We start from the raw sequence: 14,828 nt of genomic DNA on the forward strand, positions 1-14,828 counted from the left end.
CTATAGAAAATTTTCACTGAAAAGCTTTTCATGCCTGCAACCCTTTGACATTATTGGTATTTATAAGCAATTTATTTGATCTTCCCTGTTAATTCAAGCGCCTTTTGCCAGAGCAAAAGAGAGTTAGCTGAAATTTTTTGAGATCTATCTTTCTAGGGCCGCATCCTTGACTCTATCCCTCACTTCACTGTCAACTTTCGAAATTTTCGGAGGCGGCTGCGTCCAGGCCTTCAACAACTGCCCCGCCTCCTGATAAAAATGCGGCACCGCCTTTTCCAGCTCCTCAACAAATACTTTCCGCCCACTGAACTTCCCGGCAAGATCCACCTCATAAACCACTTCCAGCGTCGTGGCCGCTGTGTTGGAGGTATCTGATTCCAGCAACTCCGGCGAATCCCGCAGGTCTTTCAGTGCCTGGTAGGTTGTTTCTGCCTTGCCGGGCCTGGTGGCGCGAATGAAGAACCCGGTGGGAGCGGTCTTCTTCAATTGTCGCAGAAGCCAGTTAACCCTGGCTTTGGTGCTCTGTTTGTCTTTAGGAGCCGTTAGGCGCATTGAGCTGTAAATCATTCGCCGCTGAAGGTCGGCCGTTACTTCCAGGTCCGCCGCTGCGTTGATGATGTGGAGCGCGCAGTTCAGTGTCGGTGCTTTGCAGAAGGCATCGGCATCGTCTTTCAGGCGTTTGGCAGGGTCCAGGCGGTGGTCGTTTTTCAGTTTTAGGGAAACGTCGCTGCCGGTAAGGCGGGACATGATCAGGCAAAGGTCCCGTTGTTCCTGGTGCCAGGCGGCGATGGTGTTCTGTACCTCATCGCTGGTTTTGGCGAGTGGGGCGTTGCTCTTCACTTTGTTGACGACGTCTTTCCACTCCGCATTCATCTGGTCGAAGTGGCTGATGCCGGAGCGGTCGCTTTCGAGGTATCGCAGTATTTCGCTGAGGATGAATACCTGGTCTTCATCTTCAACGCCATCGTTCTTGAGCAGGAGCTGGCACTGGGTTCGGATGAAGGCCCATGACCAGTGGAAGAGGGCGACGGACTTGGTGGCGTTCTTCGGGAGTTTTACGGGGTGGTGCGTCGGCAGTGCTGCAAACTGGTTGGTGATGGTGATCACGGCATCCAGTTTGTGGTTCTTTGCCTGCTGGAGGTAGCGCGATACTTGTTCCTCACCGATGGTGTCGTTGTTGACCTTGGCCTCTATCAGCGCCCGCCATTCGCGCCGGCCGGTGCGAAGAATCAGGAGGCCGTCAGGTCGGTCTTTGTTTTTGACCGCTTTCTTGTCCTCGTTCTGGAATACCGGCTCTATCCATGCCTCAAGGGTGGCGTTGGTTCCGACGCGCACTCCCAGGGATTTCAGCAGGGACTGTCTCAGCTCAAGCACGGAGCGCAGGCCGGCGAGGATAACGGAGACGGATTTTAGTTCTCTGGCGCTGTCTGGTGTTACCGGGATAAGGCGTGCTGGTTCACCGCCGGTGAGGAAGTCTGGGCGTGGCATCATGGCGCTCCATGCTTTTTATTAGATTTAGTTTCCTAATTAAGGTTAGCAGTGATTTCCGGGGGCGCCGGAGATTTGGGGACTTGTTTGTGAAATCTTGAAAAACGCTGAAGGCCGTATGAGGGCTTAAAGTCTTTTCCCTGGGCGTATTTGGTTGTGTTCATGCATGCACCTTTTGCGTACATGTCCTAGTCTGGTGGGAGGGAAATCTCGACTATGAGGGTGGGTATGAAGAAGTAGTTGGGGGTTATTGTCTTTACCGTTTTGCTATCTGGCTACTACAGATTAGCCCAAAGTATGGTTTACGAAAAGGATACAAAAGCATCTAAGTAATCCAACAAGTTCCAATAATGCAGGTGCTAAAGTGACGTTAAAATATACTGATCTAAGTAGCTTTTATAGATATAGAAGAGGGATCGAAAATGAACAAAAAGCAGAAAGCCGAAAAAATTCTTGGTGACAAAGCTCAACTGAGTGCGTTTGCGGCAGTTAACGGCCTAGCAGTCGATGGCGCACGAGCGCTGCTTCAGAGACTTCTGGAGAAACCAGAGTCCTCGCCAGAGTTTGATAAGTATAATTTTGACCCCGAGAGGAGTGACGATTTTAAAGCGTACAGAGCAGGTCTCAACGATGGTAAAAAGGATGGAAATGAAATGGGCTTCGGTAAAGGAGTCGCTATCGGAATGATGGTTGGGGCTGCCGGCGCAAGCTTCGCTTTTAGTAAACTCACCAAGTAGTACTCTTTTTCGAGTTCCACGATTTTCCTCAGAACTCCCAGCCATTGCCTGTTGTGACTTGGTCAATACCAAGTCACTGCATATTCCTTAAGCGTCCGGCGAGGGAAAACCGGGCCAGATTTATTTTCGATCTTCTTTCAGCCCTTGTTGCCCACGCACGCCGGCAATGCAGCACGTCGCGTCGCTTGATTTCTCTCCGTATGCCCTGATTATTCCTACAAATAGCCAATCAGAGGCAGATCCATCATGACTGACGTTCGACACCTGGTGTGTCCCCATTGCCACAAGGTGAACCGTGTACCTGCCGACAAGTTGTCCTCCGGCGGCAATTGCGGCGCCTGCAAACAACCGCTCTGGCCGGATCAGGTTCTGGAGTTGACGGAGCAGAGCTTTGCTACCCACACAGGACGCAGTGATGTGCCCGTGCTGGTGGACTTCTGGGCCAGCTGGTGCGGCCCCTGTAAAGCGATGGCCCCCCAGTTCGAGCAAGCTGCGAAAGCCTGGCGAGGCAAAGTGCGCTTTGCCAAGCTGAACACCGAACAAGCCGCTGGGCCGGCCGGTCAGTTTGCGATTCGCAGCATACCCACCTTGATTCTGTTTCAGAATGGCCGGGAAGTCGCTCGCCAAAGTGGTGCCATGAATCAGGCGCAGATCAATCAGTGGTTGAAATCGAAAGGTATTCGTTAGTGAGATGGGAAAACCGGGACAGATTTATTTTCCCTACAATGACCGGCTTCGTTAATTCAGCCAGGAGCTACGCTATTACCGTGCCATTGCCTCGTTTATATTCTTTCCGTCGTTGCCCTTACGCTATGCGCGCTAGGCTCGGGATCTTGTTTGCCGGACTGACGGTGGAGCTGCGGGAGATCGTGCTAAAAAACAAGCCGGCGCAGATGCTGGCGGTCAGTCCCAAAGGCACGGTTCCTGTTCTGGAACTGGCAGGAGGTGATCGTTCTGAGAGGCTCGTTATTGAGGAAAGCAGGGAAATCGTCGAATGGGCGTTGCGGCAGAGTGATCCGAAGGGTTTGTTGAACACTGATTTAGTAAGCGCCAATGCCCTGATCGACCGCAACGATAACGAATTCAAACACTGGTTGGATCGTTATAAATACGCGGATCGCCATCCAGAACTCTCCCAGTTGGATTACCAGCAAAAGGGTGAGGTGTTTTTGCAGGCGTTGGAGAGCCTATTAGCCAAGAACCGGTATCTCCTGGGGAGCAACATCAGCATCGCTGATATTGGCATCATGCCCTTTGTACGCCAGTTCGCCCATGTCGATCGGGAGGTGTTTTACAGTCTGCCCTATCCGAATTTACAGAAATGGCTGAGGGATTGGCTGGAACATCCAGTGTTCCTGCAGGCCATGGTCAAATTCCCGTCTTGGCAGGAAGGCGATGATGAGGTGGTATTTCCACAAATAACCGCGTTCGCAAGATCTTAAAAACCGTAAAATCCGGGACAGATCTATTTCCCCCCAGCCCGTTCCCGCCGAATTAGTAGTAACAAAGCTAGCGCCGCCAGTGATCCCATCACAGCGGCGAAAGTGATCCCGGTCGTCTTCAGGCTGGTCACGCTCGCCATCAACCCCAGGCCGATCACCGGCACCGAGATAGCGATATAGGCCACGACAAAGAACGTGGACGTAACCGCTGCCTTCTCTCTCACAGGGCTGGCCGCGGCGATGGCTCCCATGCCGGCGCGGAATGAGATGCCCTGGCCCATTCCGGCAATCACAGCACCGAAGATGAACAGCGCGAGAGACTGGGTGTATATGCCGAGCGCGATCGGAATCACCCCGAGCATCAGGGAAACGCAGCCCAGAGGTAGGCGCAGCCTGAGAGGCAATCTGCCCTGCAGGAACTGACCCAGGGTTGAGGCGATGAAGATGCTGCCGGCCACAACGCCGATCAACAACCGATTGTCGTAGCCCAAGACCTTGCCCATCATCGCCGGGGCGATGGATGTGAAGAAACCGCACATGGCGAAGCCTGCGAAACCGGCAATGGCGGCGGGAATAAATACACCGCGGACTTCCGCTGGCACGTTCAGGCGCTGGACGGACAGTTTGGGGCGAGCGGGTTTCGAGATGGTCTCAGGCGCTGCCCAGATGCAGCATACGGCCAGCACAGCCATGACAATGTGCACCAGAAAGGTCAGGTGCAGTGGCCAGGGCAGGTACTGGGAAAGAGCGCCAGCTAACATCGGCCCCAGGCCCAGCCCGCCCATGTTCGCCGCCGTGGCAAAGAAAGTGGCTTTCTCCCGCCAGTGGGGCGGGGCAAGTTCAATGACGGCCACCGTGGCCGTGCCGGTAAAGATCCCTGCGGACAGCCCCGACAGCACTCGGCCGGTCAGGATCATCGCGAGGCCATCGGCCTGCAAGAACACCAGGTCACTGATGATGGAGCAGGCCAGGCCCGCAAACAGTAAAGGCCGGCGGCCTATCTGATCAGACCAGCGCCCGGTCAGTACCAGTGCGGCGATCACACCAAAGGCATAGGTGGCAAAGATGATGGTGATCATCAGGTCGGAAAACCCGAAACGGTCCTGGTAGATCGGGTAAAGAGGCGTCGGCATGGTGGTGCCGATCATCGTGACACTGAAGGTGAAGGCTGCGCCCAGGAAAATAAGCAGCGGAAACAAGCGGTGTTGCTTGGGTGAGGGCATGCAGGGGTCCTGGTCGGCAATCTTAAAAGTTGGTGTGCTCGTTTTTGGTCTGTTCACACCCGATCAATAATCCCACACAAGGCATCCAGCCCATCCGTCAGCGCCGCCGATGGCGTAGAGGGTCTCTGTGGTTTCTTCGGTTAGGCAGACGATGCGTTGGGGATAGTTCATGGGGGCACTATACCGTGAAAGTGGGGCTTGACCACTCATGCAAATCCGCGTGATCGCAGACACCCACAGCAAAATGCGCCCTGGCATCTACTCGTAGACGTCTCGCAGGGAAAGCAGCTCAAAGTCCGGGGTAACGCCCAGCCCGGGTCGATCGCTGAGCCACATGCGGCCATTGGCGACCTCCGGGGCGCCTGTGGCGAGTTGCACTGTGTTGTAGTTGTGCAGATCGGTGGTGTTCAACAAGGCTCTGGGGGATGTACTGGCGGCCAGATGCGCATAAGCCGCTGTCGCAATACCGCTGCCCCAGGCGTCTTCTACGGTCATGGGTATGCCGGCATCTGCACAGACGTCGCGAATGATGCGGGATGGCGTCAGCCCACCGAATTTGCTGACCTTGAGGGCAATGGCATCCATGGCGTCGTCCCTGATGCCGCGCTGGAGCTCATTTAGGGTGTTGAAAGCTTCGTCCAGTTTGATCGAATGCCTGGCACGGCGCCGGACCGACAGGCACTCTTCGTAGCTGCGGCAGGGCTGTTCCAGGTAAATATCCACATCCTCGACGGCCTGTGAAAAACGCAGCGCCTCGTCGCGCCGCCAGGCCGCATTGATATCACCGATCCAGAGCTCATCCGGCTGTTTGAGTTTGCCAAGCCTGCGAACGAGGTCAATGTCTTCTTCAACCTCATGGCCCAGCTTAATTTGAATGTGGCGGAACCCCTCGTCGCGGTAACGTCGTAGTGATTCTTCCATTTCCTCTGGCTCGGCCAGTGGCACAATCCGGAGCAGGGGCATGGAGGGCGATTGAAGCCCGCCAAGCAAGGTGTAAACCGGAAGCCCGGACACCTTGCCCAGTAGATCCCAGCAGGCAATATCGATGGCCGCTTTGGCAACAGCCTGGCCGGTAAGGGCCTGATTCATCCGTTCCTGGATGACTGACACTTGCCGCGGGTCCTGGCCGAGTATTTCAGGAGCGAGCAGGGACAGGCAGGAGGGAAGGCCCTCGGCAAACGCCGGCATGTAGTTGGGGCCGCAGGGGCACACCTCGCCATAGCCTTCGAGGCCCGTGTCTGTTGAAAGTACAACCACCGTCGTTTCGAAAGCCTGATGAGAGCGGCCACCAGCGAAGGCATAGGCTTTTCCAGTATATTCCAGGCTCGCCGTGTATACGGCCATTCGCTCGATACGCATAGACCACTCCGCTCTGTACCCATCCCTGATCAAGTAAATCTAGTTCAGCTATGTGGGGATAGATAGCAGAGCCGGTCGCCTTGAATGTCACGTTTGGCGACAAACGCTTCGGCGGGAGCCTATTCCTCGTAAATCATCTTCCGCGTCATGCCGCCGTCGATCACGAAGTTCTGACCGGTCACAAAGCTTGCGTCCGGCGACACTAGGTAGTCCACCATAGCCGCCACGTCCTCGGGTTTGCCGACACGCCCACTGGGGTGTTGCCCATGATCGGTAGCGGAAAGAGGCTGCGGTTCAGAGGGCGCATGGGCCTGCCAGGCACTGACATCTATCCAGCCCGGGCTGATGCTGTTGGCTCGCACATCGGGCCCCAGGCTCATTGCCAGAGCGTGGGTCAGGGCGAGCAGGCCGCCCTTGGTTGCCGCATACGCCTCGCTATTGGGCTCGGACTGCAAGGCGCGGGTAGAGGCGATGTTGACGATGCAGCCCCGGCGTTGGCGCAGGTGCGGTGTCGCGTGCTTTGCCAATAAAAAGGCGCCGGTCAGGTTGACGTCGATTCTTCGTTGCCACTGATCCAGTTCAAGCATTTCTATGGGGCCAGTGTCTGGATCTGCGATCCCCGCATTATTGACCAGAGCATCCAGTCCCTGGCCCCATCGCGCGGCCTCCTCTACGGCCGAGGCTACGTCGGGCTCGCGGGATACATCCGTGGTGATCAGTAGCAGGTTGTTCGGATCGCCGAAATCCTGTCTGCACGCGCTGATGGCGTCTGCATTCTGGTCCAGGACGACCACTCGCCAGCCCTTGTTCAGGAAATGGGCGGCGATACCCTTGCCGATGCCCTGGGCGCCGCCTGTTATCAGTATGACCGGGGGTTGCTGTGCCATGTGTTCGGGCTCCTTTTGAAAACTGGGACAGGGCTATCTTCTCCCGCTGCCCTCTAAATCTCTACAAACCGCGGCACCAACATCAGCCCGTCACCCACTGCCAACATCTCCCAGGAGCTGCTTGCAAGGTACGGGTACAGAATCATCCCAATGCCGCAGTAACGGGTGACGATGTTTTTGTGCGCCTACCATACATGAAGTGCCCGAATCCGATGCAGGTCCAGATCGGCCAGTGGCTGCAATTGAAAGGAGTGCGCATCCCTTAAATTTTCGTAACCTGTTGAAAGATAAATAAAAAATAATAGGTGGAGCAGCGTGTATTTCTGGTATTCTCAAATGGTTCATAAAACTGGCAAGTGCCTGATGGGAGGATGGAGAAGATGGTCTCCTTCCCGTCATACCGGGCAGATCAGACCACCTGAACAATGGGATTTATATCAATGAAAATGAAATCACTGCTCGTTTTGTTATCTCTGAGTGCCACCTCATTGGGGGCCGTTGCGGGTGACACAGCTGACGCCGCGCTAGGCGGCGGTATTGGCGGAGCAATGGGGGCTGCCATCGGCAACGAGGTAGGTGGCAGAGATGGTGCTATTCTCGGCGGTGCCCTCGGTGCGGCAACCGGAACAGCCATTACCACCAGAGATCATAGAAAATACGATCGCGACCATGATCGCCATCGTCATGACTACGATGATCGCCGGCCTTACCGGAAGTCTGGTGGCCATTTCTGCCCACCGGGCCAGGCGAAAAAGGGCAACTGCTGAAACGCTACACGCCTTGCGCTGCCATTTTGAACTCCAGCGCCATGTTGTACGCGGCTCCACGCAAACATATGACGTGGTGCTCTCGATCATATATATCCATCTATCTCTCCCTGATGCTTCTCGCCACCTGTTTGTAGCGTGCGTCTTTTCCTTTGACGACAATATGATGAATAGCGGCTCGGTCAAAAATGTAGATATGCCCAAGACCGTGGGGCTCGCTATAACCTCCCAGTATGTCGAATGAATCGAGCGAATCTTTATAAACCGCATGGTCGGGTATATCGAAGGCTTCCCGTTGCTTGGATGTTCATATAGCACCCAGATAACAAGCGCAGCGACAGGCCTTATTATGCATTTGGATAAAGCAAAGAAGCGTATCGCAAAGCAGGTCAAGAAGGGCTTTCATGGCTATCCGTTGGTTTCGCTGGAATACTTTGGTAAAGCGCCGGATTCAGCCACCGAGGTCGTTGTTTCATTTACTGAGGAAGAGGTGCATATTCCGGCGAACGTGAACGCCCATTCTGGCTGAACGTGAACACCCTTTTTCTTAACGCATCACCCACCGGAGTTTGTACTCCGGGTGTTCACGTTCAGTCAATTTCCTGAAGTCTTTTTCTCATTGATTCTCCTTTCAGAGCCCAGCGGTGGGCGTTGTGCATGAGTCTGTCCAGGATGGCGTCAGCCAGGGTGTTGTCACCGATAGCGGCGTACCATTGATCGGTAGGCAACTGGCTGATGATCATGGTTGAGTGAGTGCCGTGACGGTCATCCATGATTTCCATCAGGTCGTTTCGCTGTGCCGGTTTCAGAGCTTCCAGCCCCCAGTCGTCCAGGATCAGCAGCTTTACTTTGGCCAACTGGCTGAGAGCTTTCTGGTAGGTGCCATCGGCTTTGGCCTGGGTCAGTTCCAGCAGTAATCGGGAGATCCGGTAATACCGGGTGCTGAGGCCGTTCAGGCAGGCCTGGTGCCCCACGGCGCAACCGAGGTAGGTCTTGCCGCTGCCGCAAGGGCCGGTGATCAACAGGTTCTGGCCCCGTTCGAGCCAGTCGGCCTGGGCCAGTTGAGCTACCTGGGCCTTTTTGAGGTTGCGCGGGTGCTGGTAGTCGATGTCCTGAACGGACGCCCGGAGCTTGAAGCGAGCCTGGCGCACCAGACGATCCTGCTTCCGGTGGTCCCGGCTTTGGAACTCCCGATCAAGTAACAGTTCCAGGCGTTCGGTGAACGATAGCTCGTCATAAGTCCCCGGCTGATTTTGTTGATGCTCCAGGGCGGCAGCCATGCCGCCGAGCTTCAGGTCTCTCAGTCGTGTCAGGGTTTGTAAGGTGTTCATACGGGGGTCCTAGTGGAAGCTCTTTGGGCCACGGATGTTCTCGTGATGCTGGGGCAGTTCGGTGTGTAAGGGCAGCTGTTCCGGCAGCTTGTCCCGGTTGCTCCGGAGGATGGCCTTGATGTGTTTCAGCCGGTCCAGGCCTTCGCGGTTGGCAATGCGGCAACTGGCATTCAGGCGCTCGGCGGGGTACGCCTTGCTCAGGTTGAGTAACCCGAGACAGACCCGATAGGCCTGCTCCGGATGTTCCCGCTCATCCATCCGGCCACTGACCCAGACCAGGGTGTCCGGTCCGATATCCCGGGCCCAGCTCTTGAGGCGTCCGGGCGTCCACTGCTGTTGTTTTTGATGGCGGGTGGGCATGTGCCCTGGCTCGGTGGTGATGCCGTACTGATGGCTGCGTGGGTGACTGGTGATCAGTTGCTGCCGGAAGTAGATCTGCACCAGTCGCTCACCGGCATGGAGGTCTACCTGCTCGCCGACATACTGGTGCGGCACCGAGTAATAATGGCGCTGGAACTCAATGTGGTAGTCGATGTTGACCCGGCAACGCCGGATCTCGACGTACTCATAGGGGTGTTTGGGTAACGCTTTCAGGGCGGGCTGATCGAGTGTCTTGAAGGCTTCCTGCCGGTTGCCCGGCAGCGCTCGGAAGGGGCGGCTGTTCAGGTCGTCCAACAAGGCCCGGATACACTGGTTCAGGTCGGCCAGAGTGAAGAAAGTGTGGTGGCGCAATCGCGCCAGGATCCAGCGTTCAACGATCTGTACGCCCACCTCCGCCTTGGCTTTATCCTTGGGCTTGTAGGGCCGCGCAGGCAGTACCGCGACCTGATAGTGCGCGGCCAGTTGCTGGTAGCTGGGGTTCAGGTCCGGATCGTACCGACAGGCCTTGTTGACACCGCTCCGGAGATTATCGGGAATGATCATCTCCGGAACGCCGCCAAAAAATTCAAAGGTGCGCACGTGGCTCATCAGCCAGTCCTGCAATACCTGGCTCCAGGTCGCCTCCGCGTAGGTGTAATTGGACGCCCCCAGCACGGCGACAAACACCTGGGCCGTGCGGATTTCGCCGGTTTGCGGGTTAATGATCGGAACGGTGGGGCCACAGTAGTCAATAAAGCACTTTTCACCGGCCTTGTGGATCTGGCGCATGGAGCGCCTTTGCTGCTTTTGCCAGTGCCGGAAGCGGTCACAGTATTGAGAATAGCTGTAACACCGGTTGGGGTATTGGGCGGTGTATTCCTCCCACAGCAACTGCTTGGTAACGCCCTTCTGTTTGAGGTTCTGATGGACGGTCAACCAGTCCGGTACCTGGTAACGGCTGGAGCTGGTGGGGTCAGCACCGGGATAGAGCATGGCCGCCAGGCGGCCATCGTCCAGATTCTCGGGTAAGGGCCAGGTGATTTCTAAAGCCTGGGCTCGGGTCAGGAGCTTCTGGATAGCCCCGACACTGGTTTTGGTACTGGCGCTGATCTGCCGGATCGAAAGCCCGGCTTCCAGCCTCAGACGAAGCACTTCTCTGATTTTGCGCATTGGATTTCTCTTTGCTGCCATGACCCTGATTCCCAAAAAAAGAACCAGAGTAGCAAGCGGTTGAATAAACAATGCGTTAAGAAGGATTCTGGTGGAACGTGAACACCGATTCCGGGAACGTGAACGCCAATTCCGGCATGGTGAACACCGATTCCGGAAATTCTTGAAAAGTGTTCATCTTCGACCAGAATGACTGTTCACGTTGAACCAGAATAGGTGTTCACGTTCGTCCGGAATGGGCGTTCATGATGGGCCGGAATATGCAAGAGGGTGCCGATCCTCAGAAGCAAACGTTTGTAAGCGGCGGTGATGCCCGGGAAGATGAAACAATCCAATCCACCCTCGTGAAAATTATTGAGCGGGCGGATGCCAAGACGGTGACCGAGATCGAGGGCATTTCCACTCTATAATTAAAACAGACGTGTTAGCGCCATGATGACTTGTTCATGCAAGCACAGAGCCCCTCAGAGGTAATCTTGGCGAATAAGCATCTTTTGGAAAGAGTTACTTGGAGTTATCAGCCCATTTCGAAAAATATCTATCAAACAAGAGCTATCAAACAGACATGACGAGAAAGACATTAGGCTTAACCCGGAAACCCATTAAAGACGCCAAACCAGTGGCTGAGGAAGCCGAAGCTAAGGTTGAGGTTGAGGCTGATCCACAAAAACGTTTTTTAAACGGTGTGGTTATCAATCCAACGCCGGGGATTCGTTTGGAGTCAGGTTCAGAAAAACTCACGGTGCGTGCGATGGATTTGATCACGCCGCTTGGAATGGGGCAGCGAGGTTTGATAGTTGCACCGCCGGGGTCTGGAAAATCGACGATCTTAAAAGATATTTGCCAGGCGGTGGGAAAGGCGTATCCCGAGATTAAACTTTACGCGTTATTGATCGATGAGCGACCCGAAGAGGTCACTGATTTCAGGCGTAGCGTCCCGGCTGAGGTACACGCTTCTTCTTCGGATGAAAGCTATGCTCATCACGTTCGCGTTGCCGATGAGCTTCTTGATATCGCCCGCCAACAAGCTGGTGAGGGTCACAACGTCATGATTGTGATTGATTCTCTCACGAGGCTTTCGCGTGTGCATAATGCGGAGCGAAAGAGCAGCGGTCGTACTATGTCTGGCGGGGTTGATGCGCGAGCGATGGAGATCCCGCGGAGGTTGTTTGGCGCTGCACGAAACATTGAGAATGGCGGGTCGCTGACCATTTTGGCAACCGTTCTGGTTGATACCGGCAGCCGTATGGACCAGGTTATATTTGAGGAATTTAAGGGCACGGGGAACATGGAGCTGGTTTTATCAAGAGACGTTGCGAATCAGCGAATCTTCCCCGCGCTGGACATTTCGAAAAGCAGTACACGCCGGGAAGAGCTGCTGTTAGATCCGAAACATTTAGACAAAATAAGAGCTTTGCGCCGGGCGCTCAGTGGTCTCAAACCGCTGGAGGGCACGAGAAAGCTGGTTGAGTTGCTTGAGAAATACCCCACAAATGCCGAGCTTCTGAACAGCATCCCCGGAACGCACACCGATTGAATCTGCGATACGAGGTCAGGCCTGCGAGAAAGCCGCAAAAGTGATCTCGCTGGAATCCTCGCATGTCAGGTTGGCAATGATGGCCTTGCAGCTGGCCAGATCTTTTATTTCGGTTATTTGGGTAACCTGGGCCTCTTTTCTGGAGTCATCGAGGGATTAGGAGGGCGTAAACATGCAAATCGGAGTGATCGCAGACACCCGCAGCAAGATGCGTCCCGAAGCCCTGGAGGTTTTGGAAGGCTCGGATCTGATTCTTCATCGTTCAACGCGCAATCAGGCTGGTTCGCCAGTTTGAGCAAAACCAGCCAGTCTCCACATAAGGCCATCGAGCGCTAAACGGAACACGAATTAATGGCTAATGGACAGTTTCGGCAGCTTCACGTGGAAGAAGGACTTGATTTTGGCTTTGAGTGACACTGCCATCTGCGCGATATATTCGCTTCGTTCCTGCGATGCAAGCTTTGTGTAGTAATCAATGTCGATAGTGCCCTGTTCGTTCAGTTTCGGAGCCTGATAAGTCATGGTGGTGTGTCCTGGTTCGATAAGTGAGTATCTTCTACAGGACTTATGGTAATGAGTACGAGGCTCTTGAAAAAGCGATCCTTTCTCATCAGACTGATGAATTAATCTCATCAGTCGAGCGAAGTTATGCGCCACCTGCCACCCCTGAATGCGCTTCGGGTATTTGAATCAGCGGCTAGACACCGCAGCTTTGTCGCAGCTGGCAAGGAACTTTTCGTGACGTCATCGGCGGTCAGTCATCAGGTGAAGACACTTGAAGAATATTTAGGGCTTTCACTGTTTGATCGAAGCAGGCGAGCGGTGACGTTAACCCCTGAAGGCGAGCAATATCTCTCATCGGTCAGGCATGCGTTCGATGAGATTGAAATGGCCACCCAACGACTGACCGCGAACCAGGAATCCAACGTGGTCAAGATCAGTGTTGCCCCCAACTTCCTAACCCGCTGGCTGATGCCACGCATGGCACGATTCCAGGCCCTATACCCGGATATTGAGCTGGAAATTAATGCGTCCATGGGGCTGCTGGATTTCGATCGCACCAGTACCGATATGGCGGTTTATTTCGGGAATGGTGAGTGGGACGATATTGAAGTGCATTTCCTGCGCAAAGTTATGCTGGTTCCGGTGTGTAGCCCGCGGCTACTGGACGGTGAGTTGCCGCTGGAGAAGCCTGAAGACTTGGCTAAACACACTCTGATTTATGTCAGCAAACGGAAGTGGGAGTGGGAGAACTGGCTGGAACAATCAGGCGTGGATTTTATATCCGCCCGGGGCAGCTTACAGATGTCCAGCGGGCAACTTGCCACGGCGGCGGCCCAAGAGGGCCTTGGAGTGGCGCTGGCTGATAGCACCCTGACGTCCCGTGAGATTAAATCGGGGAAGTTGGTGGTGCCTTTCGACATCCAATTGGATACGAATCGGGCCTTCTATCTGGTCTACCGCAAGCAACGTCCGCTGACCATCGGAATGAAAGCCTTCAAGGAGTGGCTGATGAGCGAGATATAGGGAGCCCTCGGGCCTGATTCTGGGAGGAAAACCGGGACAGAAACGGCTTAAACTCGGGGCGGCTCAGATGAATGTCCAGGCCAAGACCCGCGTAATCTTATTTCCCTGCTTCATCTCAATTTCCCTTATATCGACTGCACCAAGCTTACGAATCAACTTCTTTGCGGGCTTAACATTGTCGGCTTTTGAAACCAGGCTGGTAAACCAGCGACATTGAGTTGAATACGCCTGGCTTTCTCTTATCAGCTTTTTCAGAAACAGCTGCTCACCCCCCTTGCACCAAAGCTCTGCTCCCAGACCGCCAAAATTCAGAGTAGGGGATTCGGATTTTGTTTTTTGTTCACCGCGACTGCGAGCAAGGTTATTGAGTTTTAGCCGGCTACCTTTCATCGCGTCATCGAGAGATGCATGGAAAGGCGGGTTGCATACGCTGACGTCAAAGAACTCACCAGCTTGGATGATCCCTTCGAACATGTGGTTTTTATCGTGCTGGGTGCGGAGCGTGAAGCGACCTTTGAGTGTGGGGTTGTTGGTGACGATTGTGGCTACGTTCGCAAGCGACTCCGTATTGATGTCGCTACCGACACACTGCCAGCCGTAAATTTGGCAGGCCAGCAGCGGGTAGATGCCATTGGCTCCCGTCCCTATATCCAGCAGCTTGATGCTGGGCTGATCAAGCCCGGGCAAGTCAGCGATGTAATGGATATAGTCGGCCCTGCCCGGGATTGGAGGGCAAAGTGCCCCGTCCGGAATGTCCCAAGCGACAATGTTGTAGTATCGGTTTAATAACGCGGCGTTGAGAGTTTTTACTGCCAATGGGTCTGCGAAATCGATGGAAAGGTTGCCATGAGGGTTCGTTTTCACATGGGGGGCTAGTGCCGGGTGGGTTTCTACGAGAGCTGGGAGGTCATAGCCCTGATTGTGCAGATTCCTCGGGTGTAGATCCTTGCGAGCAGGCTTTGTGGAAATCGGAACAGGATTATTTTTTTGGTTCATAAGC

The 14,828-nt window shown here is 54.7% G+C and carries 17 protein-coding genes; 9 read left to right on the top strand and 8 right to left on the bottom strand.

Features of this window, described 5'->3' with window-relative positions; all coding sequences use genetic code 11:
• Positions 1 to 144: 144 nt before the first annotated feature.
• Complete coding sequence (locus tag SIC19_RS14545; RefSeq protein ID WP_228712259.1) at positions 145 to 1,491, bottom strand: hypothetical protein; 1,347 nt, start codon at positions 1,489 to 1,491, stop codon at positions 145 to 147.
• Positions 1,492 to 1,910: 419 nt separating this feature from the next.
• On the opposite strand from SIC19_RS14545, the gene SIC19_RS14550 reads away from it, so the two are divergent.
• From SIC19_RS14550 to SIC19_RS14560, 3 genes are all read left to right on the top strand, one after another.
• Positions 1,911 to 2,225: a hypothetical protein gene (locus SIC19_RS14550; RefSeq protein WP_075194460.1), complete on the top strand. Its 315-nt coding sequence runs from the start codon at positions 1,911 to 1,913 to the stop codon at positions 2,223 to 2,225.
• A gap of 246 nt (positions 2,226 to 2,471) precedes the next feature.
• The gene (trxC, locus tag SIC19_RS14555; protein ID WP_075194461.1) at positions 2,472 to 2,912 is read left to right on the top strand and encodes a thioredoxin TrxC; all 441 of its coding nucleotides are present in this window, start codon (positions 2,472 to 2,474) and stop codon (positions 2,910 to 2,912) included.
• A gap of 125 nt (positions 2,913 to 3,037) precedes the next feature.
• A complete protein-coding gene (locus SIC19_RS14560; RefSeq protein ID WP_412535611.1) occupies positions 3,038 to 3,667 on the top strand; it encodes a glutathione S-transferase in 630 nt (209 codons plus the stop codon).
• Positions 3,668 to 3,690: 23 nt separating this feature from the next.
• On the opposite strand, the gene SIC19_RS14565 is transcribed toward SIC19_RS14560, so the two are convergent.
• The 3 genes from SIC19_RS14565 to SIC19_RS14575 all read right to left on the bottom strand — a co-directional run bounded on the left by SIC19_RS14565 (position 3,691) and on the right by SIC19_RS14575 (position 7,136).
• Positions 3,691 to 4,890 carry an MFS transporter gene (locus tag SIC19_RS14565; RefSeq protein ID WP_075194462.1) on the bottom strand — a complete coding sequence of 400 codons (1,200 nt, stop codon included), beginning with the start codon at positions 4,888 to 4,890 and terminating at the stop codon, positions 3,691 to 3,693.
• Between the two features lie 258 nt (positions 4,891 to 5,148).
• A complete protein-coding gene (locus SIC19_RS14570; protein WP_127401806.1) occupies positions 5,149 to 6,249 on the bottom strand; it encodes a mandelate racemase/muconate lactonizing enzyme family protein in 1,101 nt (366 codons plus the stop codon).
• A 119-nt stretch (positions 6,250 to 6,368) separates the two neighbouring features.
• Complete coding sequence (locus SIC19_RS14575; protein WP_075194464.1) at positions 6,369 to 7,136, bottom strand: SDR family oxidoreductase; 768 nt, start codon at positions 7,134 to 7,136, stop codon at positions 6,369 to 6,371.
• 440 nt (positions 7,137 to 7,576) lie between these two features.
• Between SIC19_RS14575 and SIC19_RS14580 the strand changes: the two genes are divergently transcribed.
• Positions 7,577 to 7,903: a hypothetical protein gene (locus SIC19_RS14580; protein WP_075194465.1), complete on the top strand. Its 327-nt coding sequence runs from the start codon at positions 7,577 to 7,579 to the stop codon at positions 7,901 to 7,903.
• A 349-nt stretch (positions 7,904 to 8,252) separates the two neighbouring features.
• On the top strand, positions 8,253 to 8,432 hold the full coding sequence (locus tag SIC19_RS14585; protein ID WP_412535527.1) for a hypothetical protein: 180 nt from the start codon (positions 8,253 to 8,255) through the stop codon (positions 8,430 to 8,432).
• 61 nt (positions 8,433 to 8,493) lie between these two features.
• Here the strand turns inward: SIC19_RS14585 and istB are convergent, their stop codons facing one another.
• Positions 8,494 to 9,234: an IS21-like element helper ATPase IstB gene (gene istB, locus SIC19_RS14590; protein WP_127400812.1), complete on the bottom strand. Its 741-nt coding sequence runs from the start codon at positions 9,232 to 9,234 to the stop codon at positions 8,494 to 8,496.
• Positions 9,235 to 9,243: 9 nt separating this feature from the next.
• Positions 9,244 to 10,785 carry an IS21 family transposase gene (gene istA / locus SIC19_RS14595; RefSeq protein ID WP_127401805.1) on the bottom strand — a complete coding sequence of 514 codons (1,542 nt, stop codon included), beginning with the start codon at positions 10,783 to 10,785 and terminating at the stop codon, positions 9,244 to 9,246.
• 224 nt (positions 10,786 to 11,009) lie between these two features.
• On the opposite strand from istA, the gene SIC19_RS14600 reads away from it, so the two are divergent.
• From SIC19_RS14600 to SIC19_RS14610, 3 genes are all read left to right on the top strand, one after another.
• Complete coding sequence (locus SIC19_RS14600; protein ID WP_412535528.1) at positions 11,010 to 11,174, top strand: hypothetical protein; 165 nt, start codon at positions 11,010 to 11,012, stop codon at positions 11,172 to 11,174.
• Between the two features lie 98 nt (positions 11,175 to 11,272).
• On the top strand, positions 11,273 to 12,301 hold the full coding sequence (rho, locus tag SIC19_RS14605) for a transcription termination factor Rho (protein ID WP_228712258.1): 1,029 nt from the start codon (positions 11,273 to 11,275) through the stop codon (positions 12,299 to 12,301).
• 172 nt (positions 12,302 to 12,473) lie between these two features.
• Complete coding sequence (locus SIC19_RS14610) at positions 12,474 to 12,596, top strand: metallophosphatase family protein (protein WP_228712257.1); 123 nt, start codon at positions 12,474 to 12,476, stop codon at positions 12,594 to 12,596.
• Positions 12,597 to 12,649: 53 nt separating this feature from the next.
• Here the strand turns inward: SIC19_RS14610 and SIC19_RS14615 are convergent, their stop codons facing one another.
• Entirely contained in the window at positions 12,650 to 12,823 is a 174-nt protein-coding gene (locus SIC19_RS14615; RefSeq protein WP_156105514.1) for an RSP_7527 family protein, read from the bottom strand.
• A 126-nt stretch (positions 12,824 to 12,949) separates the two neighbouring features.
• On the opposite strand from SIC19_RS14615, the gene gcvA reads away from it, so the two are divergent.
• Positions 12,950 to 13,828 carry a transcriptional regulator GcvA gene (gene gcvA / locus SIC19_RS14620; RefSeq protein WP_041334084.1) on the top strand — a complete coding sequence of 293 codons (879 nt, stop codon included), beginning with the start codon at positions 12,950 to 12,952 and terminating at the stop codon, positions 13,826 to 13,828.
• A gap of 63 nt (positions 13,829 to 13,891) precedes the next feature.
• Here gcvA and rlmF read toward each other — a convergent pair whose 3' ends face one another.
• A complete protein-coding gene (rlmF, locus tag SIC19_RS14625; protein ID WP_075196940.1) occupies positions 13,892 to 14,824 on the bottom strand; it encodes a 23S rRNA (adenine(1618)-N(6))-methyltransferase RlmF in 933 nt (310 codons plus the stop codon).
• Positions 14,825 to 14,828 lie beyond the last annotated feature (4 nt).

Origin of the sequence: Marinobacter sp. MIT930201 (assembly GCF_047122665.1) — a bacterium.
GTDB lineage: Bacteria > Pseudomonadota > Gammaproteobacteria > Pseudomonadales > Oleiphilaceae > Marinobacter > Marinobacter salarius.